This is a genomic window from Pseudoduganella sp. LjRoot289, from assembly GCF_964252925.1.
Classification (GTDB): Bacteria; Pseudomonadota; Gammaproteobacteria; order Burkholderiales; family Burkholderiaceae_D; genus Rugamonas.
This window is the reverse complement of the sequence record NZ_CAXUPN020000001.1, coordinates 429,136-452,212: the sequence shown is the minus strand read 5'-3', so window position 1 is coordinate 452,212 and position 23,077 is coordinate 429,136. Positions and strand designations below refer to the sequence as shown.

Sequence of the window (23,077 nt, the reverse complement as noted above, 5' to 3'; positions counted from 1 at the left end):
GTGCCGGCCGACGCTGTGTTGATCAGATGGGGCTGCCGTGGCGCTTGCGATAGCCTTCCATGAAGCGCGCAATACGTCCGAACGCTTCCGTCATGTCGTCCGTGTTCGGCAGGAACACGACGCGGAAGTGGTCGGGCGCAATCCAGTTGAATCCGGTGCCCTGGACTATCAGTACTTTGGTTTCAGCCAGCAAATCATAGGCGAATTGCTGGTCGTCCGCGATCGGGTAGATCTTCGGATCAAGACGCGGGAACATGTACAGCGCGGCTTTCGGCTTGACGCAGCTGACGCCGGGGATATCGGTCAACAGCTTGTAAGCCAGATCGCGTTGCTTTAACAGGCGCCCGCCAGGGCCCACCAGGTCTTGTATGCTCTGGTAGCCGCCGAGCGCAGTCTGGATGGCAAACTGGCCCGGCGCGTTTGCGCACAAACGCATCGAGGCCAGCATGTTCAGGCCCTCGATGTAATCTTTAGCATGGCGTTTTTCGCCGGACACCACCATCCAGCCGGCGCGGTAGCCGCAGGCGCGGTAATTCTTCGACAGGCCGTTGAAGGTGACCATCAGCACGTCCTCCGCCAGCGAGGCGATCGAGGTGTGCTGCGCCTCGTCGTACAGCACCTTGTCGTAGATCTCGTCGGCGTAGATGATCAGCTGGTGCTGGCGCGCCAGTTCTATGATCTGCAGCAAGATCTCGTCCGGGTACAGCGCGCCGGTCGGGTTGTTCGGGTTGATCACCACGATCGCCTTGGTGTTGCTGGTGATCTTGCGGCGCATGTCCTCGATGTCGGGGAACCAGTCCTGCTGCTCGTCGCACACATAGTGCACCGGCGTGCCGCCGGACAGCGACACGGCGGCGGTCCACAGCGGGTAGTCGGGCGCCGGCACCAGCACCTCGTCGCCGGTGTTGAGCAGCGCGTTCATCGACATGACGATCAGTTCGGAAGCGCCGTTGCCCAGGTAGATGTCGTCGATGGCCACGCCGGCGATGTTCTTGCCCTGCGTGTAGTGCATGACCGCCTTGCGCGGCGCGAACATGCCCTTGGAATCGGTGTAGCCGGCCGCATTGTGCAGGTTGACCATCATGTCGTGGACGATTTCGTCAGGCGGATCGAAGCCGAACACCGCCAGGTTGCCGATATTCAATTTGGTGATCTTGTGGCCTTCTTCTTCCATCTGCCGCGCCTTTTCAGGCACCGGACCACGGATTTCGTAGCAAACTTCCGCCAGCTTGTTGGATTTGTGAATCGGTCGCAAAATCTAGTCCTATCGAGATATGGGGGCCATGCGCGCAAATGGTGCATTGCGAAAAGACCCATTCTGCCGAATACGCCTCATTAAATCAACCTCCGGGGGCCGCAGATCGGGGTTAAACGTTACAATAGTGACCGGATTCGCGTCCCTTTACGCCACTTTGCGCACAGATAACAATTATGAAGCTCCACGCCAGCAGTACTCAGCATTATCAAACCGTTACCGGCTACTTCCCGGGCGGGGTGGAAATCAACGCCCAACCCTACGATTACAGCCTGATCGTGATGCCTGAAACGCCCCCGCGCGCTTGGCCCGTGGCCAGCTTCGAGCAACTGACGGTCGAACATTTCGAGCAACTATTGGGCGACACGCCGGACGTGGTCATCCTCGGCACCGGCGAGCGCCAGCGCTTTGCCCACCCCAGGCTGACCGCGCCGCTGACGGCCCAGCGCATCGGCGTCGAGTGCATGGACACCAACGCCGCCTGCCGCACCTACAACATCCTGATGGCCGAAGGCCGCAAGGTGACCTTGGCGCTGATCGTCGAAAAGCCCGTGCAACAGTCTTGAAATCCAGCAATCCATCCCCATCTAAGCGCCGCTGGGTACGCTGCCAGCATCTAGCCCGCCCCCGCACCAGCGCCACCGTCCAGGAGAGCACCTGTGGCTGATAGCCCATCCGTAGCAACCGTCGCCGACTTTTCCGCCGCCATGACCAGCGGCCAGACCTTCCAGCTGTCCGGCCGTCCGGCCAAGTATACCGTGCTGTTTTTCTATCCGAAGGACAACACGCCTGGTTGCACGACGGAAAACATGGCCTTCCGCGACCTGCACGAGCAGTTCCTGGCGGCCGGCGCAGAAGTGGTCGGCATCAGCCGCGACTCGCTGCGTTCGCACGAGAGCTTCAAAGCCAAGCTCGGCCTGCCTTTCGAGCTGATCTCCGACCCGGACGAAGCGGTTTGCCAGCTGTTCGGCGTGATGAAGATGAAGCAAATGTACGGCAAGACCGTGCGCGGCGTCGAGCGCAGTACGTTTGTCATTGACGGTAGCGGCCGATTGGTGAAAGAATGGAGAGGCGTGAAGGTAGCCGGTCACGTTGATGAAGTACTGGAATTTATCAAATCATAGAGCGCACTAAACCTGATTTTGAGTCTGCAAAGTTCACCTTCCAACTGTACCAGGTGGCCCAGGCCACCGACCGGTACATTCAACGGGCGCACCCCGCCCGCGGCAGTTCTTATATTTCAATTCGTCAGCATCCACCCCATGCGCCGCACTAAGCGCGGCGCGTCCCATGGGCGGACCCTTCCAGCATTTTTTAGATCGAGATCCTGATGCCACTGCCAAAACTGCCTACCAAGCCAGCAACGCTATTGCTCGCAAAAGATTACCCGAAGGCCAGCGGCGTCCGTCCGCAGTCTTTGCCCATCATTGAAGCTGCGGCGCCTGCCGCGCCCAAGAAAGCGCCTGTCAAGGCGGCGCCTGCGGCCAAGGCCGTCAAAGCTGTCGCAGCGCCTGTGTTGGCGCCGGTCGCAGCCCCCGTGCTAGCCGCCGCGCCGGCCGCCAAGGCCAAAACCGCCGCCGCCAAGCCGGCGGCGAAGAAAGCCGCCATATTGCAGGCCGCGCCGGCACCGGCCGCGCCTGCCGCCGCCCCTGCCGCCAAGGCCAAGTCGCCGCGCGGCAAGCCTGCGCCGGTCCTGGTTGAAGCGCCGCATCCGGCCAAGCACAAGCCGGTCGAGGTGGTGCTCAAATCGTCCACCAGCCGCCACGCCGACCAGGAAGGCAGCACCAAGCTGTTCGTGCTCGACACCAACGTGCTGATGCACGATCCATCGTCGCTGTTCCGTTTCGAAGAGCACGACGTCTACCTGCCGATGATGACGCTGGAAGAGCTGGACAACCACAAGAAAGGCATGACCGAGGTGGCGCGCAATGCGCGTCAAGTCTCGCGCACGCTGGACGCGCTGGTGGGCAGCACCGACGACGACGCCATCGAGAACGGCATCCCGCTGTCCAAGTTGGGCAACAAGGACGCCAAGGGCCGCTTGTTCTTCCAGACCAAGCTGCAGATCGCCGACCTGCCCGCCAGCCTGCCGCAAGGCAAGGCCGACAACCAGATCCTGGGCGTCGTGCGTTCGCTGGAGGACGAGCAGCCTGGCCGCGCCGTGGTGCTGGTGTCGAAAGACATCAACATGCGCATCAAGGCGCGCGCGCTGGGCCTGCCGGCTGAAGACTACTTCAACGACCACGTGCTGGAAGACACCGACCTGCTGTACTCGGGCATCGTGCAGTTGCCGAACGACTTCTGGAACAAGCACGGCAAGGACATGGAGTCCTGGCAGGAAAACAAGAACGGCCAGAGCGCCACGTTCTACCGCGTCACCGGTCCGGTCATCCCGACCTTGCTGGTGAACCAGTTTGTGTTCCTCGAGCCGGCCAACGGCGAGGCGCCGTTCTACGGCCAGGTCAAGCAGATCAACGGCAAGACCGCCGTGCTGCAAACCCTGCGCGACTACAGCCACAACAAGAACAGCGTCTGGGGCGTGACCGCGCGCAACCGCGAGCAGAACTTCGCGCTGAACCTGTTGATGAATCCGGAGTGCGACTTCGTCACGCTGCTGGGCCAGGCCGGCACCGGCAAGACCCTGCTGGCATTGGCGGCGGGCCTGGCGCAAGTGCTGGAGACCAAGCTGTACAACGAGATCATCGTCACCCGCGTCACGGTGCCGGTGGGCGAAGACATCGGCTTCCTGCCGGGCACCGAGGAAGAGAAGATGTCGCCATGGATGGGCGCCTTCGACGACAATCTCGAAGTGCTGAACAAGTCCGACAGCGATGGCGGCGAATGGGGCCGCGCGGCGACGCAGGACCTGATCCGTTCGCGCATCAAGATCAAGTCGCTCAACTTCATGCGCGGACGCACCTTCGTCAACAAGTTCCTGATCATCGACGAAGCGCAGAACTTGACGCCGAAGCAGGTCAAGACCTTGGTCACGCGTGCCGGTCCAGGCACCAAGATCCTCTGCCTGGGCAACATCGCGCAGATCGACACGCCTTACCTGACCGAAGGGTCGAGCGGCCTGACCTACGTGGTGGACCGCTTCAAAGGCTGGTCGCACAGCGGCCACGTCACGCTGGCGCGCGGCGAACGCTCGCGCCTGGCCGACCACGCCAGCGAAGTGCTGTAATTCCGGCTGCAGCCCGCAAGGGCCTGCGCGCACAAAAGCCCCGTCCGCCATCCGGCGCGCGGGGCTTTTTATTTGCGCGCGCAGGCCTTCTTGACCTTCCCACCGTGGGAAGGGGTACAGTGCCCCTGGGGTCAGGCCTGCATTCGTGCAGTTGCCCCCTGGTGCCCCCTGGGGTCAGGCCTGCATTCGTGCATATTTAAAGCCAGGCGGGCGAGACACACAACAATAAGCTGCCGTGAGACGAATTTTCGCTATTTGTAACGCATGGGTATGCCGCGTTCGTCCAATCGGCAAGCTGAGACTAATCAAATTGAATTCCGATCCAGGCAATTATCTTCTGTTGCAGGGATAATCGTTCGCTAAACACCAAAGATTTATGCACGAATGCAGGCCCGACCCCAGCCGTTTTTTGCACGAATGCAGGCCTGACCCCAGGGCCCTGACCCCAGCCCCCCTCCCCCGTCCGCCATCCGGCGCGCGGGGCTTTTTATTTGCGCGCGCAGGCCTTCTTGACCTTCCCACCGTGGGAAGGGGTACAGTGGCGTCATCAAGCAATTTATGGAGGTACGGAGATGTATCAGCTACAGGTGGAAGAAATGAGCTGCGGGCACTGCGTGGCGAGCGTGACCGGCGCGGTGAAGGCGCTCGATGCGCAGGCGACGGTGCAGGTCGACCTGGCGGGCAAACAGGTCACCGTGGCCTCCAGCGCGACGCTGGAGGCGGTGAAAGCGGCTATCGCCGGCGCGGGCTTCCCGGTCAGCGCGGCGCGTTAGCCTATTCGAGTTCGGGATAACGGCGGAAGATGCCGTCCTCGTTGAACGGGATGCGCCGCCTGGACGCCAGATAGGCGGCAATATTGGGGCGCTGTGCGACCATGTCGCGCAGCGCGGCCAGCCCCGGCCAGGACGGCTCCAGCTTCGCCATCGCTTTCGGGAAGGCGTAGCGCAAGCCTTCGATCAGCTGGAACAGCGACAAGTCCACATAACTCAAACGCCGGCCCACGATGTGGCGTCCGCCGTTATTCTGCAGGATCTGTTCGAAGTACCCCAGATACTTGGGGATGCGCTCCGCCGTGAAATCGGCGGCGCGCTTTTTCGCTTCCTTCTTCTGGTCTTCGTAATACAGATTGGTCGATACCGGGTGGTGGCTATCGTGCGCTTCGTTGACGACGTCGGCGATGGTGAGCTGCAGCTGGTGCGCCCACAGCCAGCCTGCTTCGGCACGCGGCGCCAGGCCGTGGCGTCGCCCCAGATAGAGCAGGATGTTGGCGGTCTGGCCTATCAGCAGCTCGCCGGCGCGCAGCACCGGCGGCGCGAACGCGGCCCGCTGCTCCTGCCCGGGATCGATCGCCGCCATCGTCGGCGGCATGCCGCCTTTGCCGCGCGCTACGTCCTTGTAGGCGGCGCCGGCTTCCTCCAGCGCCAGCCGCACGAATTCGCCCCTGCCCTGAATGCTGGGCCAGTAATACAGTTCATAGTGCATCGCCAGGTCCTTCCCCGATACGGATATGGAAACGGAATGATGCCTTATTTCCTTCCCGGCCGACGCCCGCAAGCGGCGGCGCGCGGGCGCGGCTATAATCGCCGCATGCCTCCCGTCCCTCCCCTCGAACTCTCCACCGTCCTCCTGATCGCCGCCGCCGGCCTGTTCGCCGGCGTGCAGAACGCCCTTGCCGGCGGCGGTTCTTTCATCACCTTCCCTGCCCTGCTGCTGGCGGGCCTGAACCCGGTGGCGGCCAATATGACGTCCACCATCGCCATGTTCCCCAGCCAGACCACGTCCGCCATCGCGGGCCGCAAGCTGGCCGGCGGCGTGGGCGGGCTGACGTTCAGGCAGCTGTTCATCATCAGCATCGCCGGCGGCGTCTTCGGCGCCATCCTGTTGATCGTGACGCCGCCTACCTTTTTCTCCAAACTGGTACCCTGGCTGGTGCTGTTCGCCACCTCGATGTTCGCCTGGGGCAGTTTCCGCAGCCAGCCGCTGCACGAGGTGAGCGGCTTGCCGACCGGCGCGCTGGTGGCGATCCAGAGCTGCATCGCGATCTACGGCGGCTACTTCGGCGGCGGCATCGGCTTCCTGATGCTGGCCGCGCTCACCGTCGCGGGCCAGCAAATCCGCATGGCCACGGCCACCAAGAATATGCTGGCGATGGCGATGAACGCGTCGGCGGCGGTGATCTTCGCCTTCTCGGGCATGATCAGCTGGCCGGCCGCGCTGGCGCTGTGCGCGGGCGGCATCGCGGGAGGATTGTGCGGTTCGTGGCTGATCCACCGCATGCCGGAACGCTTGATGCGCGGCTTCGTGGTGGCGGTCGGCGCGGCGCTGACCGTGTGGATGTTTATTCGCTGAGCGTCTGCAGGATGGGGCAGTCGGGACGCTGGTCGCCCTGGCAGCAGCTGGCCAGGCTGGCCAGCGTGTCGCGCATCTCGCTCAATTCCCGGATGCGCTGATTCAGTTCATCGACATGGGCCAGCGCGATCCGCTTGACGTCGGCGCTGGCGCGTTCGCTGTCCTGCCACAGCGACAGCAGCTCGCGGATCTGCTCGAGCGAGAAGCCCAGCTTGCGCCCGCGCTTGATGAAGCGCAGCGCGTGCAGATCCGACTCGCCGTAGATGCGGTAGCCGGACTCGCTGCGCCGGCTCTCGCTGACCAGCCCTATGCTTTCATAGTAGCGTATCATCTTGGCGCTGACGCCCGAGGCCTGCGCGGCCTGTCCGATATTCATGTTTAACGCACTTCGCACTCGATGGTGTTGGACTTGGCGGGCACGCCCGCAGCACCCGCCGGCGCCGCCGACTGGTTAAAGGCCGGCGGCGGCGTGAACCGTATGCCCGGGTTGACTGGCACGATCACCGGGGGCTTGCTGGGGCTCGCTGTATAGCCGAACTGGCCAGCCGCGAAATTGCTTGTGCCGCCCGGATTGGTAACGTGAATCAGACCGTCGAGCACCTGCACGTACAATCCGGGCAAGCGCGGGGTTCCCGATGACGGCGGAGGCGGGAGTGTGACCTGCGCCAGCTGCAGCGGCGCGATCGGCATCACGCTGTCGCCCAGCGCGGCGGTGCTGGCGTTGAGCCAGGCTTGCATCGCCGCCAGCGCACGCTCTTCCTCCGGCGGCTGGTACTCGGCGATGAAGGTGGTGCCGCGGATGCCGATGGTGGCGGCCGGCGTCTTCAGCTCGAATTTTTCCTTGTTGCGCTTGCCCAGCAGGCCGGTGACCGAGCGCAGGCCGCCTTTCACCAGGCTGAAATTGGCGCTGTCGCCGTCCGGCTTGGCGTTGTCGAAGGCGAAGTTATCGACCGTCATGGTGGTGGCCGGTTTCAGCGTCATTTCACTGTTGTCGATGAAGCGCACCATGGCGTAGGTGTTCTTCTCGGTCACCAGGGTGTCGCCGCTTTCCACCTCCGACTTGAGCGACAGGATCTTGACCGCGCCGCTGGCCTTGCGCGCCAGCAGCGGCCCGCTCAGCTGCACCACGGTGCCCGCCACCTGCGCGGCCAGGGCCAGCGTGCAACTGCACCACAGGACCAGCAGCAGCAACGCTTTAGTTACAGTACAGTTTTTTGACAGGTTCATTTTTGATTCCCGATTTGTCGGATGAGGCGGTGGTTTTGGTGTCGTCTTTCGCGTCGGCCTTGTCGTCCGGCGTGGACGCGGTGGCGGCCGGACCGCCAGTGGAAGAACTGGAAGAACCAGTTGCGCCGCCGTCGACGGCGGCGGGTTCTTTCAGCGCCGCGTGCTTGGTCACGGCGATGGCGGCGATCAATTCGTTGGCCGCCTTTTGCACCGGCTTGACCGGTTCGCTCGCGGTCGGCGGCGAGATCACCTGGCACAAGGCCGAATTAGGAGCAATGGTGCAGATGCCGGACCCGGGCGGCGTCACCACCGGCGGCGTCACGACAGGCGGAACCACCACGGGCGGCTCGACCGGTGGCGTGACTATCGGCGGCGTAATTACCGGTGGCGTCACTACCGGTGGCGTCACTACCGGTGGCGTCACTACCGGCGGAGTCACCACTGGCGGCGAAACAACGGGCGGGGTCACAACAGGCGGCTCGACCGGAGGCGTCACGACAGGCGGCACCACGACAGGCGGTTCGACAGGCGGCGTCACTACCGGCGGCGTCACTACAGGCGGTGTCACGACCGGCGGCTCGACAGGCGGCGTCACCACCGGCGGCGTGACAACCGGCGGGACAACCACAGGCGGTTCGACAGGCGGCGTCACCACCGGCGGCGTGACAACCGGCGGGACAACCACAGGCGGCTCGACCGGCGGCGTGACAACCGGCGGCGTCACCACGGGCGGGGTCACCACAGGGGGTTCGACCGGCGGCGTCACCACCGGCGGGAGCACAACCGGCGGTTCGACCGGCGGTTCGACCGGCGGCTCGACTGGCGGCGTGACCACCGGCGTGTTTTGGCTCGGCAGCGTGGTCAGCCTGCCAGGCGCGGCCTGGACCGTGCTCTCCGTGGCGCCGACAATGGCCGCGCCGGCAGCCAGCGTGATGCTGCCGCTGGCCGAACGGACCTGGGCGTTGCTGGCGAAGGTCAGCTGGTCGTTGCTGGACCCGCTGGAACCGGCCGTCAGTTCGATGTCGCCGGTCTCGGTGCGCACCGCACCGTTGATGGTCAACGGGCTGTGCGCCACCAGCGTGATCTTGCCGCTATGGCTGGCCACTTCGCCGTCCACCACCAGCGCGCCCGTGTTGTTCAGCGTGACCGCGCCAGCATTGCCGGTGCGGGCTCTCAGCAGATCCACCGTCAGCTTGCCGCCGTGCGCGGTGATCGGGTTGGCGGTGTAGTTGGCATTGCTGATGTTGATCAAGCTGCTGCCGCCGCTGGCCGTGCTTTCCGCGCTCAGCTGCGACACCATGGTCGACAACGCAGCCGCCGACGTGCCGATGTTTTCGGTGGCGGTCAGTTCCAGGCGGTCGGCCTGGATCAAGCCGCTACCCTGCGTGATGGCGCCCGACACGTCCAGCGCCACGGTGCCCGGCACCGTGATGCCGGCCACAGCCAGGCTGCGGTCGCTCTTGAAGGCCAGTCCGCCGGACGCCGAAGTCACCTGCGCTGACAGGCGCTGTACATGGTTGGCCTGCTGGCCTAGGGCGACGCCGCCGTTCGACACGATGGCCAGGCTGGCCACGTCGATGGCGCCGGTCTGCGCGATGCCCGCGTTGCTCAGCAAGGTAATGCTGGCGGTGTTCTCGTGGCGCTGCACGTAGTCGCCGGCGCTGGCGATGCCAGCGACGGTGATCAGACCCGCGCCCGATGTGCTGTCCGAGGAGCCTATGGTCAGCGATGGCGCATTGACGTAGCGCAGTGTGTTCAGCAGCAGGCAGGACGCCGCGCTGGACGCGCACGCGCTGGCGCCGACCGTGATGCCGTAGCCCGCACTCACCGGCGCCAGCACGACGCTGTCGGCGCTGACTTCGGCCCCCAGCGTGATGGCGTCGGCGTTCAGGCGCACAGTATCTGCCGCCACTTGCGCGGTGTTGCGCAAAGTGTCTTCGGCCGTCAGCAGCAGCGTGCCGGCCGAGGACAGGGCGCCGTTCACCGTCAGGCCGCCCGCCGAATGCACGCTCAGCGTTCGGTTGGCACTGCCCCAGCTGTCCATGTCCAGTGCGTTGATAGTGACGCTGCCGCCGTCATTCGCGTTGTCGATGTAGAGGGTCTGCGCGTTCACCGTTTTCAGTTCCGCTTCGCTCAGGCCCAGCACGCCGCTGCCGCCGTCGGCGTTCGCGCCCAGCAGCACGCTGGCAGCCGTCAGCGGTGCGAAGCTGACCATGCCGGAACTGCTGCTGGCGGTGGTGCTGGACGTGCTGTCCAGCGCGATGCTGTCGGCAACAAAGTTCACGCTGCCGCCCTGCACGCTGGCGCCCGCGCCCAGCGCGATGCCGCCGCCGCTGTTGTTGACCGTCAAGCGCAAGGTGCCCGCCGCCACGACGCTCGCGCCGGCGCCGATGTCGATGCTGCCGCCCCCCAGCTGCAGCACGCTGCCGCCGGCCGTGCCGCCGCCACTGCTCAGATCGAGCGCGCCGGCCACGCTGAGCGTGCCCGTGTAGCCGTCGCCGTCGCCGATGTTCAGCGTGGGCGCGCTCACCACGCGCAGTTCATCCGCCGTCAGCACCAGCGTGCCGCTGCCGCCGCTGGCGTCTTTGCCCAGCTTGATCGCAGCCGACGGCGTGTAGGGGCTGAGACTGGCCGTGCCGGTGGCGCTGATGGCGCCGGCCTTGCTGCCCAGGTCCATATTATCGGAGCGCAGCAGCACGTTGTGCGCGGCCAGCCCGCCTTGGGCACCGAACACGATGCCGCCGCTGCTGTCGTAAGTTCCGACGTACACGGTGCCGTCGCTGCTGTTGGCCTGCACGTTCTTGTTGATGGCGATCTCGCCCGCGCTTTCGATGAAAACGTTGCGCACGTCGGCCAGGTTCAGCGCACCGTCCACGGTCACGCCGCCGCTGGCGCTGCTGCCGATGTTGACGTTCAGCGCGGAGACGCGGCCCAGCTCGGCCGGGCTCAGCGTGAGCTTGCCTTCGACCTTGCTGGCGGAGACCGCAATGCCGCGTCCGGCCGTGAACGGCGTGAAGGACACCGAGGTGCCCTGCTCCCTGCCGCCGCCGTTGACGGCGCCGGACAGCGTCACGTCGTCCGCGACGAAGGCGAACAGCGGCGACGCGCTGTCGTCGGAGCTGCCCGTCAGGCTGCCCGCGCTGCCTATGGTCACGCTGCCGCCGGCCTTGTTCACGCGCAGTTCCGCGTCGCCCAGGCCGACGTTGGCGGCCGCGTTCAGCGTGACGGCCGCGCCGCTCAGCGCCAGCTTGCCGCCGTTGGTCGACACGGCCGCGGCCAGCGTCACCGTGCCGCTGCCGGCTGCGGTGGCGCTGTCGGTCGCGCCCAGGTTGGCCTGCAGCGTGACGTCGCCGTGGTTGGTGCTCAGCGCCGCGTTGACGCTGATATTGCCGCGCGCCTGCGCCGTCAGGCCCACGTTGGCGGCCGCTATGCTGACCGCCTGGTTGAAGCTGATGTCCTGGTTCGCCTGCAGCAGCACATTGCTGGTGGCGCCGTTGATGGTGGACGCGGCGATGGTGCTGACGCCGCTGCCGCTGTCGAAATCGGCCACCTGCGTCAGCGTGGCGATGCCGCCGCTGCTCACTTCGATGTAGTCCGGGTCCAGCAGCCAGAGACCGGTGGCGCCCCGCCCTGAACGGGCGAAGGTGTCGACGCGCGCGCCGGCCACGTCGAGGAAGTGGCCCGAGGTTTCCACCAGGCCGCCGTCGCCGCCCTGCGCGCCGCCGCGCGCCGACAGCGCGCCATGCATGCGCGCCGACCGGTCGCCCCAGACGATGATCTTGCCGCCGTCGCCAAGCGCGGTGGCGTCGGCCGAGATGACGGCTTCCGCGCCGACGAAGCTTTGCTGCGCTTGCGGCAGCAACGCCGATTTGCCATCGCCCTTGCCCTGGTAATCGCCGCCGACCAGCACGCTGCCGCCGCCGGCAGCACCGTCGGCCTGCACGCGCGCGTCGCCGGTCAGGCCGACGCGCTCGCCCAGCAACTGGATCTCGCCGCCCTGCCCCGCACTGTTGTTCGCGCTGGTCAGGCTGCCCGCCTCCAGCAGCGTGGTGCCGCTGGATTTCAATACGATCTTGCCGTTGGCGCCCAGCGCCGCGCTGTCCGCGCTGACGCGCCCGCGCTGGTTCACCAGCGCGCCGTAGATGCCGACCTTGCCGCCGGCGGCCAGCACCCGCCCCAGGTTCAGGGCCTGGTCGGCCGGCGCCGACACCACCACGTGCACGTCCGGGCTGGCGCTGTCGACCAGCTGCACGCTCTTGCCGGCGGCCAGCACCACCTCGCCCTGCGGGGAGGTGATGACGCCACTGTTCTCGACGCTGGAGGCGATCAGGTAGACCTGGCCGCCGTCCGGCGTGGTGATGCTGCCCTGGTTGACGACCTTGCCCGCCCCCTCGCCGGCGTAGTGATTCCTGCCGGCCAGGAAATCGGCATTGCTGATGGCCAGGCTGGAGGCCACCAGGCCGTTCACGTCGACCCGCGCGTCCTTGCCGAACAGCACGCCGTTCGGGTTGATCAGGTAGACCTTGCCGTTCGACTGCAAGGAGCCGAGGATCTTGCTCGGATCCTGGCCGACGATGCGGTTCAGCACCTTGCTGTCGCCGCTTTGCTGGATGAAGCGCGTGATCTCGTTCGGACTGATCGAAAAGCTTTGCCAGTTGATGATGGCGTTCGGCGTGTTCGTCACCGAAAATACATTGCCCTGCAGACTGAACGTGGCCTGCCCCGCCACCACTTGCGCAGCCAAGGGGTTGGCGTGCGCCGCCGCGCCATAGCAGGCGGCTACCAGCGCCGCCAGGAATTTGCGCTTCAGCTTGTGGTGGATGGGGAATTGTTCAATCATCATCTTCGATCAATAGGACAGGCCCAGGCGCACATGCAGCCGGTTGGCGCCGCCGCGCCCGGTCGCGCCCGCTTTGACGACATGGCCGTAGTCGAGCTGCAGGTTGGCATAGGTGGACATCAGCACGCGCAGGCCGAGGCCGGCGCTGGCGATGCTGGTGCTGCTCAATTCACCGGCCAGCGCATGGTTGCGCTTGATGTAGGCGCTGTCGTAGAAGCCCAGCACGCGGCACTGGACCAGCGCGGCCGTGCACAGGTTGGGGGTGTACAACTCGAGGTTGGCGCCCAGGCCGCTGTCGTTGGAAATTTCGCGTTCGGCGAAGCCGCGCACCGAACTGGCGCCGCCGGCGCCGAACTGCTCGCCCGGGATCAGGGCGTCGGCCGAGTACTGGCCGTTGGCAATGGCGCGCACTTGCCACTCCTGCGGCAGCACGCGGCTGAAGCTGCCAGACAGGCGCAGCGCGCTGTAGCCGGCCTTGGCACCCTTGCGGGCGTTGGTAAAGTCTTCCTGGCTGCCGCGCGAGCCGCCCGCCACGTTGTGCAGCAGGGTGACCGAGCCGCCCAGCTCATTGCCCTCGCCGCTCCAGTTGGCGACGTAGTTCACGCTCAGCGGATGGACGGTGACGTCGTTGCCCAGGTTCTGGCCCAGCAGCAGCACCGTGTTCTTGAAGGCCTTGTGGTCGACACCGTACACCAGGCGCGATTCGTAGTTGCCGCGCTTGGGCAGGCCGTGCGTGTAGCGGACGCCGTACACCGCACCTTTGCCGCTGACGGCCAGGTCGAAGATGCCGGCCGACACCGTACCCGAATCCACGTTCGAATAGCTGCCGAAGAAGTCCAGCGAGCCGCCCAGTTCGTACAGTGGCACGTGGTAGCCAACGCCGTACACTTTCACGCGTCCCGGTTGCTCGGCGGTGGTGGTGTACTGCAGGCTGGCGACATGGTCGCGGCCCCACAGATTGGCGTGCTGCAGCACAAAGCCCAGGTGGGTCTTGCCGGTCTGCCCGGTGCCGGTGTTGTCGGCGTTGAGCATGGCCTTCCATGGATTCTCGTCCGTCACTTCCAGGCCGGCGTCGACTTCGCCGTCGGTGTCGCTGCTCTGCAGCTTCAGGCTGACTTTTTTTGCCGGGCTTTCATTGGCCAGCCGTAAGTTGCCGGACACTTGCGTCAAATTGGGCGTCTGGCCTTCCCGCAGCGCGGGCAGGCTGCGCCGGATATTGGCTTCGTCGAAATGCCGGTTGTTCTTGACCTTGATGCGGCCGATCTTCGTTTCCACCACGTTCAGGCGCACCACGCCGCGGTCCAGCTCCTGTTCGGGCAGTTCCACCGTCACCACATTGTAGCCGCGCGCGTGGTAGGCAGCTTCCAGCGCCTCCAGGGCCTGCTGCACGTCGCCGAAGTCGCGCCGCTGGCCCGTATAGCGGGCCACCAGGCGCGCCACCTCGTCGGCCGGCAACAAGGTGTTGCCCTTGACCTCGAAGCGGCTGATTTCAAAACGGATCGCGCTATCGGGCTCGGCGGCCCAGGCGGCGTTGACAGCAACGGCAAGCACGGTGCCTGCAAGAATGCGCACTAGTTTCAATGTCATATCGGCTCTTGGAGTTATTCTGGCGCTGCGGGCGGCCGGCCGGCCATTCCGGAGCGGCGCGTGCTGCGCACATGCAATTATTACCCAGGACCAAACCGAATCTCGCATTCCCCGGCAAAATCTGGAAATTTAAGCATCCGGGATGACACATACAGTGCGCGGAATGTGAAATGCTAGCACGAATTGCATAAAAAGTGCTCAAACGAAACTAATATTCCATAGTTTTAATAGAAGTCCGCAGACGGCGCGGGCGGTGGCGGCGCGAAGGACGCGGGCGGGCTGAACTGCATGCCGGGGTTGCTGGTCATTTTGACAGGCTTGGTGGTGGCGTCCTTGATGTAGCCGAACTGCCCCGGGTCGTACTGGCCCTGGCCGGCCTGGTTGGTCACGGAAATGCCGCCCTCGCTGACATAGACGTGCAGCCCCGGCGGCAGCCCCCCGGCCGGTACCGGCGCCGGCGGTATCAGCGGCGCGGCGCGGGATACCGCGTCGGCCGCAGTTGCCACAGCTGCCGCCGACGCCGGCGCGCCCGATGCGCCGTCGACGTATTCGATGATGAAGGTGGTGCCGCGTATGCCTATGGTGGCGCTGGGCGTTTTGATGAAAAACTTTTCCTTGCTGCGCTGGCCGAGCAAGCCCGTCACCGAGCGCAACCCGCCTTTCAGCAACTGGAAGCTGGCACTGTCGCCGTCCTGCCTGCCGCGGCTGAAGGCGAACTGCTCCACCGCCAGCGTGGTGGACGGCTTCATGGTGATTTCGCTACTGTCGATAAAGCGCAGCAGCGCGTAGGCGCCGGCCTGCGTTTGCAGGGTGTCGCCGCTTTCCACTTCGGAGCGCAGCGCCAGCGGTTTGAGCGTGCCGTCCGGCTTTTGCGCCAGCAGCGGTCCGCTCAGCTGCACCACCGTGCCCGCTACCGGGCCGGCCAGCGCGCCCGCAGCAGGGCCCGCCAGCAGCAAGACCAGCCAGGACGCCGCGACCGGGCCGACCTTAGTTGCAATACATCTTTTTGACTGGCTCGACCTTTTTAAGCTCGGGCTGAGTGCTGGCGATGCCATCCTTTTTCTCCTCTTTCGCAACTTCCGTGGCCTTGGACTCTTCCTTTTCGCCAGGCGTGGAGTTGACCAGCAGCTTAGGCATGCTGACGACCTCTTTGGTGGACGAGGTGGTGGCAGTGGTGGCGGTGGTGTTGATGATGTTGACCGTCGCGTTCAGCGCCTGGCCGACGGGCTCCTTCGACTGGCCCTGGCTGGCGTCGGCAGCCGCCTTGGCCGCCGCGTCCGTCGCCGCCTTGGCTGCCACATCGGCCGCCGCTTTCGCCGCCGCGTCCCGCGCCGCCTTGGCCGCCGCTTCGGCTGCCGCCTTGGCCGTCGCCTCATCATGGGCAGCCTTGGCCGCCGCGTCCGCTGCGGCCTGGGCTGCCTCCTGTGCCGCCTTGGCTGCCGCTTCGGCTGCCGCGGCCTTCGCAGCAGCATCGGATGCCGCTTTGGCTGCGGCATCCTGTGCCGCCTTGACCGCCGCCTCGGCCGCCGCCTCGGCCGCCTTGGCTGCAGCTTCAGCCGCCGCCTTGGCTGCCGCGTCGGCCGCCGCCTTGGCTGCCGCCTCCGCCGCCGCATCGGCTGCCGCTTTCGCCGCCGCGTCCGCCGCCGCTTTGGCCAAGGCATCCTGCGCCGCCTTGGCCGCTGCCTCGGCCGCCGCCTTGACTGCCGCTTCCGCCGCAGCGTCGGCTGCCGCTTTCGCCACCGCGTCCGCCGCTGCCTTGGCTGCCGCATCGGCCGCCGCCTTGGCTGCGGCGTCGGCCGCGGCTTTGGCGGCCGCATCGGCTGCTGCATCCGCAGCCGCTTTTGCCGCCGCGTCGGCCGCCGCCTTGGCCGCTGCGTCCGCCACTGCCTTGGCGGCGGCATCGGCTGCAGCCTTCTCTGCCGCTTCGGCCGCGGCCTTGGCCGCGGCGTCCGCCGCTGCCTTCGCCGCTGCGGCGTCGGCGGCCGCTTTCGCCGCCGCAGCCGCAGCGCCGTCGTTCAGGACAGGCACCGACCCGCCCTGGAAAATACCCTCCGGCGCCGAAATCGAGCCCAGGGTCGCGCTCAGCGTGATCGCACCGGCGCCACTAATCGTCATATTGCTGTCGGCGCTGATGCTGCCGGTCTGCGCCAGCAAGCTGATGCCGCCGCTCGTGCTTTGCAGCGTGCCGGCCAGCTGGATCCCGGTGCCGGCGGTCATGGAAATATCGTTCACGGCCTGGATACTGGAACTGCTGCTTAGCGTGATGCCGGTACTGGCCGACAGGCTGACGCTGTTGCCCTGCACCGTATTGCTGATGGTGATAGGGCTGTGCGCCGTCAGCGATACTGCACCGAGGGCCGCCGACAGCGTGCCTTCGGTGTAGATGCCGCCCACGTTGTCGATGGCGATGCTGCCGCCGCTGGTGCTCAAGGGACCGACGCCCAGTTCATCGCTGCCGCTCAGCGTGTTGTGCAGGCTGATGCCGCCGCTGCCGTAGTTGGTGCCGCTGAAATGGAGCACATGGTTGGCGCTGTTGTCCAACGCGACGCCGTTTTGCGACGACACCATCAGATGGTTGGTATTCAGCGCGCCGCTCTGGGCGATGCCGGCGCCTTCGGAGACGTTCAGCGAAATACCTTCCAGCGCGGTGATCGGCCCGACCGTCAGGTTGCCGCTGTTGTGATGGATGCTCACGCTGCCCGGCACGACAACCGTGCCGCCGCTGTATGCGTAGGCCGAATTGATGGTCAGCGCGGACAGGCCGCTGATGGCGCCGCCGCTCTGGTTGAAGCTGCTGGTGGTGACCGAGGCCAGCCCGGACAGCGTACCGCCGCTCAGGCTCACGCCGGTGGCATTCAGCGAGCCGGCGCCGCTCAGCGCACCGCCGCTTTGCGCATAGGCGCCCGTAGTCAACGCGCTGTTCAGGGCCAGGCTGCCGCTGCTGACGGTCAGCGCACCGCCCGTCAGCGACGAGGAAGCGCCCTCGACCGCGCCCAGCGTCAGCGCGCCGCCAGCGACCGTCAGCCCCATGCTCATGCTCGTGTTGATCGTGCCCACCGCCAGGGTGCCGCCGCTGATTGTTACCGTCAGTGGCTGGAAGTGGATGCCGGTCAGCGAACTCAGCGTGGTGCTCCCGGCGTCATAGATCACCTCGCCACCGTACATACCCAGCTCGGCGGCCAGCACATTGCTGGCGACCGGCACCGCTCCGCCGGACCAGTTACCCGAATCGCTCCACAGGTTGTTACCGGCGCTGCCGGTCCAGGTGGCCTTGCCCAGTTGCGTGATGTTGGCACTGAGGGACGGCGCCGTGAAGGTGTAGTTGCCGGCGTCGGTGCCGGCCAGCGTCAGGCCGGACACGGTCACGGCCTTGCCTGTGCCGACGTTGCGGTCGGCGAAGGCGGCCGTATAGTTCGAGGTATTCAGCGACACGCTGTCCTGCAAGAGCACACCGGACAGCTGCCCGCCCTCGGTGACGTTCAGCGTAGCCGAGGTGGAACCGTTGTAGACGCGGCTGTTCGCGCTGAGCCCGCTTGCGGTCAGCGCGGCCGGGGTGACACTGGCGGTCACATTGCCGGGATAGCTGGTCACTTCATAATTGCTGCTGCCGGTGCCGGTCAGGTCCGTGCCGGTGAAGCCGATAGTCTTATTGCTGCCCACGTTCTTACCTTGGTCACCGGTAAAGTAGGCGTGCACCGAGGACACCTGGACCGTGTCGCCGCTGAAGGTGCCGCTCAAGGTGCCGCCGGTCACCGTGGCTGCCGTGGTGGCGTTGTAGACGCGGCTGACGCCGGTCAAGCCGCTGATGGCGAGCGGCGCTTTCGTGATGGTGCCGGTGGCGGTCACGAGCGCCTGGTAGTTGCCCGCGTGGTCCCCACCCAGCGTCAGTGGCGCGGTGATGGACTTGCCGACACCCACCTCCTTGTCGATGAAATTGTAGTTGCCTGCCACGGAGGCGGTCACCGTGTCGCCTGCAATCGCCGCGAAGACGGGCGTGCCGGTGACGGTGGCGTCGGTCATGCCATTGTAGCTGCGGTCCACGCCGGTAATGCCGGTGACCGTCAGCAGCGCTGGCGTGATGGTCGCGGTGCCGGACGAAGAGCTGAGCTGGTAATTGGCCTTGTTCGCCCCGTCCAGCGTCACCGCAATGTCGGTCAGCGTTTTGTTGGTGCCGGCGTTCCAGTCCTGGAACTTCGCCTCGGCGGAGCCGGTGACGGTGTCGCCATCCAGAACGCCGGTCAGCGCCACGGTGGCGGTATTAAACGAGGTGTCGCGGTTGTAGACTTTGCTGCCACTAAGCTGCGCGGTCAACTGCGCCGGTGTAATCGCCAGCACCGGGTTGCTGCCCTCCGCGATATGGTAGCTGATGTCGTATTTCGTGGAATACAGGCCGCCTATGCTGTAGCTGCCGACATCCCTGGCGCCATTCCAGCCCAGCGTGCCGCTCACGGCTGTGTCGCCGCCCGTGAAGCCTGTATAAGCGCCGGAACCTGCAAACGTGGCGCTGGCGCGGTCGTACACCTTGGTGACGCCGCTGCCGGTGACCGTCACCGTCAGCGGTGCCAGCATGCTTTTCAACAGTGGCGTGGTATAGCCTTCATAGATGCGCCACGTCGCTGCCACTTCGCCGTCGCTGAAATTGAAGTTGGCGAAGCTGGCTTGCTGCATCATCTGCGCGCTGGTCAAACCGGTGCCGCCGCCGGTGCCGGCAGTCACGCCCACGCCCGCCAGCGTGGAATCGAAATAACCGTTGCTCAGCGTGCCGGTGTTGGCGCCGATCAGGCCGTGCACATGGCTGCCGGATTCGGCACTGCCGACGCTGCCGGCGCTGTAGGCATTGCTGACGGTGGCGTCGTTCTGGCCCACCAGGCCGCCCGCGTAGTCGCTGCTGACCGCCACATTGCCCTTGGCGTAGACCTTGCTCAGACTGGCGGTGTAGCTGCCGTTGCTGTAGTTGTACCCGACCAGGCCGCCCGCGACGGAGCCGGCCGCCACGTTGCCGCTGGCGTAGGACACGCTGATGGCCCCGCCCAGGTTCTTGCCCACCAGGCCGCCCGCGACGGTACCGCTGGCAGTGACATTGCCGCTCGCATAGGATTCGGCGATGCTGCCACCGTCGCCATTGTTGGCGTTGATGCCAACCAGGCCGCCCACGTAGCCGACGCCCGCGCTGCTGACATTGCCGGTGGCGCTGGACGTATCGATAACGCCCGTATTGCTGCCCACCAGTCCGCCGACGCCAGCCGCTGTCTCGCTCTGGATGGTTGCCGCAAGGCCTGTCACCGCACCGCTGGCGCTCGAGCCAGTGATATAGCCGCCGTTATAGCCAGCCAACCCTCCGGTTGCGTTGATGCCGCTCACGCTCGCACTGCTGTAGGCGTCCTGGATGCGGCCGCTCAGCACATTGCCCGCGACGCTGCCGACATAGTTCTGGCCCCGCATCGAACCACCGCTCAGGGTCAATTCCTGGATGGTGCCGTTATTGACGTAGCCGAACAGGCCGACGCCGTTGCTGGTGGGGCGGTTGACGGTCAGGCCGGTGATGGTCTGGCCGTCGCCGTTGAATTCACCGCTGAACATATTGCCGCTGCTACCGATAGGCACGAAGCCCGCGCCGCTGTTCCAGGCGCTGGTGCCGCTGGCGTCGATACTCTCGCCTAGCACATAGCGCAGGCCGAGGCTTTGCGTGGCGATGCCCTGCAAGCCGTACACGTCCGCAATCGTATAAGCCTCGTCGCCGCCAGTGCCGCCCAGCACCCGCAGGAAGCTGCCGCCGCTGAGCCGGAAGTCGCTTGCGCTGAAGGCCGGCAAAGTGCCGCTACTTTGCGTCCACTTGCCGTCGAGCAGTTCAAATGTGCCGCTCACGGCCACCGCGCCGGTGGCCGTGATGATGCCGGGCGTATTCGCTGAGCCAGGCGTATAGAGCGCCAGGCCGCCCGTAGTTATGGACGATTGCAGGCCGATGTTACGCTTCGCGTTCAGCGCCAGGTTACCCGTCGTGACAGCCGAATTCGTATTGACGGTGAGATCGTTTTGCGCGCTCAGCGTCAGGTTGCCGGCGTACGACAGCGGCGCGCTGACAACGATGTCGCCGGTGACGACATTGCTGCTGTTGACCGACACGTACAGCGCGCCTGTCGGCGTCACGCTGGCTAGGTCGGCCGCGCTCAGCGTCAGCGTATTGTCGACGGCCGTGCTGGCACCCAGATTGATCGGATTGCTGGACTCCAGGCTCACCGACGGCGCCGTCAGCGTGCCGCCGGCCAACGCCATCCTGCCGCTGAACAGGTTGATGCCCGAAGCAGAGGTCACCGTGCCGCTGTTGGTGATTTTATTGCTGCCGCTGGGCGAAGTCTGCAAGCTGATCACGCCGGTCGCCGCCAGGTCCGCGCCGCTGGCGATATTCAGGGCCCCGGTGTACGTTTGCAACAGCAGGCTGCCGCTGTTCTGCCCTGTCGTCAGGTTCAGGTCGCCTGCGACAGTCAAGGTGTTGGCGCCGCTGCCGACGCCTATGCTCAGCCAGCCGTTGGCGGGCAATTGCACATTGGCCAGCTCGTCCGCGCTCAGGCCCAGCACACTGGTGGCGTCGGCCGCGCTGCCGCCGATGGAGATGTTGGTGCCGGTGCTGATGGGCGCAAGGCTGATGCCGTGCTGCGTGGTCGTGCCCAGCGCACCGTTCAGTGCCATGCGGTCGGACTGCAGCGCGACATTGCCCGCGCTCGAACGGACGCTGGCGCCAGTGTCGACGGTAATGCCGGCGTCGGCCTTGGTAGCGAACAGCGACAGGTCGCCGCTGCTGCTCACGGCGCCGCTGACCGTGAGGTCGCCGTCGGTGGCGGTGGCCGTCAGCGTCTTGCCGCTGCCGCTGGCGCTGCTGGCGCCGAGGTTGACGTTGTAAGCCGTCAGCAGGGCGTTGCCGCCGCTGGTGACCATGGTTGCGGTGCCGATGATGAGGTTGCCAGCATTTTCCAGCGTGATGTTGCCGGCCGCCATGGCGCTCAGGCTGGCCACCTGCAAAGCATTGGCCTGGGTGCTGCTCTGCGCGATCAGGCCGCCCACCGCGTTCAGGTTCAATGCGCCGGCGAGGCCGGTGATGGGCGCGTTCAGGAAGATGTCGGTGTCGGCGCGCAAGGTCAGGCTTTGGGACGAGCTCCAAGTAACGGGATCGACCACTTTGATGAAACCGCTGGTGCTGTTGAGCCCTTTGGCATTGACCGTGGAAATAGTAACATCGGTCGATTCCAGGGCAGTGTTCAGCGTGCTGGCCAGCACCAGCGAATCGTGCCATTCGTCGGCCTCCTGGAAGATGCTCTTGCCTTCGCCATCGGCAGCCGCTGCCCGGATGTTCGTGCCCAGCATGCCGGCCGCATTTTCGACACTGTCGGCGATAAAGATGTCGGTTGGGTCGAGCAGCAGCGAACCGGTCTTGCCCTTGGGCGCGCGGGTATCCGCCCGGCCCTGCATGTCCAGGTATTTGCCTGACGTTTCCAGCATGCCGCCGTCGCCGCCCTGTGCGCCGCCGCGTGCCGACAGGCTGCCGAAGACGCGCGTGGCGCCGTCGCTCCAGGCCACCACCTTGCCGCCGTCGCCCTGCTGCGTGGCGTCCGCGCGCACCGTGGCATGCTCGCCGATATAGGTCTGCCGGGCGTGCGGCACCGCCGCGTTCTTCCCCTGGTAGTCGCCGCCGATCAGCACCGTGCCGCCGCCGGCAGCGCCGCTGGCGTCCACCGCCGCGTCGTCGGTCAAGCCGACCCGGTCTCCCAGCAGCTGGATCTCGCCGCCCTTGCCTGCCGCGTTGACGGCGCTGGTGCGGCTGCCCGCCTCCAGCAGCGTGGTGCCGCTGGCCTTCAACACGATCTTGCCGTTGGCGCCCAGCGCCGCGCTGTCCGCGCTGACGCGCCCGCGCTGGTTCACCAGTGCGCCATAGATGCCGACCTTGCCGCCGGCGGCCAGCACCTGCCCCAGGTTCAGGGCCTGGTCTGCCGGCGCCGACACCACCACGTGCACGTCCGGGTTGGCGCTGTCGACCAGCTGCACGCTCTTGCCGGCAGCGAGCACCACCTCGCCCTGCGGCGAGGTGATGACGCCGCTGTTCTCGACGCTGGAGGCGATCAGGTAGACCTGGCCGCCGTCCGGCGTGGTGATGCTGCCCTGGTTGACGACCTTGCCCGCGCCCTCGCCGGCGAAGTGGTTCCGGCCGGCCAGGAAATCGGCATTGCTGATGGCCAGGCTGGAGGCCACCAGGCCGTTCACGTCGACCCGCGCGTCCTTGCCGAACAGCACGCCGTTCGGGTTGATCAGGTAGACCTTGCCGTTCGACTGCAAGGAGCCGAGGATCTTGCTCGGATCCTGGCCGACGATGCGGTTCAGCACCTTGCTGTCGCCGCTTTGCTGGATGAAGCGCGTGATCTCGTTCGGATTGATCGAAAAATTCTGCCAGTTGATGATGGCGTTGGGGGTATTCGTGATGGAGTACAGGTTGCCTTGCTGGAGGAAGCTGGCCTGGCCGGCGACCACTTGCGGGCCGCCCGGATTGGCTTGCGCGGAACCGTAGCAAGCAGCGACGAGAACGGCGAGCAGCTTGAGCCGCAGGCCGTGACGGACTGGATCTGACATCATCGTGAATACCCTTTCT

The 23,077-nt window shown here is 65.9% G+C and carries 13 protein-coding genes; 5 read left to right on the top strand and 8 right to left on the bottom strand.

The window, feature by feature from the left end; translation table 11 throughout:
- Window positions 1-22: 22 nt before the first annotated feature.
- Complete coding sequence (locus ACSQ8Y_RS01945; protein WP_436264789.1) at window positions 23-1,255, bottom strand: pyridoxal phosphate-dependent aminotransferase; 1,233 nt, start codon at window positions 1,253-1,255, stop codon at window positions 23-25.
- A 176-nt stretch (window positions 1,256-1,431) separates the two neighbouring features.
- Here ACSQ8Y_RS01945 and ACSQ8Y_RS01940 point away from each other — a divergent pair, with 176 nt between their 5' ends.
- The 4 genes from ACSQ8Y_RS01940 to ACSQ8Y_RS01925 all read left to right on the top strand — a co-directional run bounded on the left by ACSQ8Y_RS01940 (window position 1,432) and on the right by ACSQ8Y_RS01925 (window position 5,212).
- Window positions 1,432-1,821, top strand: coding sequence for an Mth938-like domain-containing protein (locus tag ACSQ8Y_RS01940; RefSeq protein ID WP_436264788.1), 390 nt, complete (start codon window positions 1,432-1,434; stop codon window positions 1,819-1,821).
- A 93-nt stretch (window positions 1,822-1,914) separates the two neighbouring features.
- A complete protein-coding gene (locus tag ACSQ8Y_RS01935; RefSeq protein WP_436264787.1) occupies window positions 1,915-2,379 on the top strand; it encodes a peroxiredoxin in 465 nt (154 codons plus the stop codon).
- A 206-nt stretch (window positions 2,380-2,585) separates the two neighbouring features.
- Window positions 2,586-4,439: a PhoH family protein gene (locus ACSQ8Y_RS01930; RefSeq protein ID WP_436264786.1), complete on the top strand. Its 1,854-nt coding sequence runs from the start codon at window positions 2,586-2,588 to the stop codon at window positions 4,437-4,439.
- A gap of 572 nt (window positions 4,440-5,011) precedes the next feature.
- On the top strand, window positions 5,012-5,212 hold the full coding sequence (locus ACSQ8Y_RS01925; protein ID WP_436264785.1) for a heavy-metal-associated domain-containing protein: 201 nt from the start codon (window positions 5,012-5,014) through the stop codon (window positions 5,210-5,212).
- A gap of 1 nt (window position 5,213) precedes the next feature.
- On the opposite strand, the gene ACSQ8Y_RS01920 is transcribed toward ACSQ8Y_RS01925, so the two are convergent.
- A complete protein-coding gene (locus tag ACSQ8Y_RS01920) occupies window positions 5,214-5,921 on the bottom strand; it encodes a glutathione S-transferase (RefSeq protein WP_436264784.1) in 708 nt (235 codons plus the stop codon).
- Between the two features lie 105 nt (window positions 5,922-6,026).
- Here ACSQ8Y_RS01920 and ACSQ8Y_RS01915 point away from each other — a divergent pair, with 105 nt between their 5' ends.
- On the top strand, window positions 6,027-6,788 hold the full coding sequence (locus ACSQ8Y_RS01915; RefSeq protein WP_436269728.1) for a sulfite exporter TauE/SafE family protein: 762 nt from the start codon (window positions 6,027-6,029) through the stop codon (window positions 6,786-6,788).
- On the opposite strand, the gene cueR is transcribed toward ACSQ8Y_RS01915, so the two are convergent.
- The 6 genes from cueR to ACSQ8Y_RS01885 form a co-directional block, all read right to left on the bottom strand.
- Window positions 6,778-7,164, bottom strand: a complete 387-nt coding sequence (cueR, locus tag ACSQ8Y_RS01910) for a Cu(I)-responsive transcriptional regulator (protein WP_436264783.1) — start codon at window positions 7,162-7,164, stop codon at window positions 6,778-6,780. The two genes, ACSQ8Y_RS01915 and cueR, sit on opposite strands and share 11 nt — an antisense overlap.
- Before the next feature lie 2 nt (window positions 7,165-7,166).
- On the bottom strand, window positions 7,167-8,015 hold the full coding sequence (locus ACSQ8Y_RS01905) for a FecR family protein (RefSeq protein ID WP_436264782.1): 849 nt from the start codon (window positions 8,013-8,015) through the stop codon (window positions 7,167-7,169).
- Complete coding sequence (locus tag ACSQ8Y_RS01900; protein WP_436264781.1) at window positions 7,984-12,858, bottom strand: beta strand repeat-containing protein; 4,875 nt, start codon at window positions 12,856-12,858, stop codon at window positions 7,984-7,986. The genes ACSQ8Y_RS01905 and ACSQ8Y_RS01900 overlap by 32 nt, the downstream gene beginning before the upstream one ends.
- Before the next feature lie 6 nt (window positions 12,859-12,864).
- Window positions 12,865-14,442 (bottom strand): ShlB/FhaC/HecB family hemolysin secretion/activation protein, encoded by a 1,578-nt coding sequence (locus ACSQ8Y_RS01895; RefSeq protein WP_436264780.1) that lies wholly within the window; start codon window positions 14,440-14,442, stop codon window positions 12,865-12,867.
- A 224-nt stretch (window positions 14,443-14,666) separates the two neighbouring features.
- Window positions 14,667-15,398: a FecR family protein gene (locus ACSQ8Y_RS01890; protein WP_436264779.1), complete on the bottom strand. Its 732-nt coding sequence runs from the start codon at window positions 15,396-15,398 to the stop codon at window positions 14,667-14,669.
- A 31-nt stretch (window positions 15,399-15,429) separates the two neighbouring features.
- Window positions 15,430-23,061 carry a YDG domain-containing protein gene (locus ACSQ8Y_RS01885; RefSeq protein ID WP_436264778.1) on the bottom strand — a complete coding sequence of 2,544 codons (7,632 nt, stop codon included), beginning with the start codon at window positions 23,059-23,061 and terminating at the stop codon, window positions 15,430-15,432.
- Window positions 23,062-23,077 lie beyond the last annotated feature (16 nt).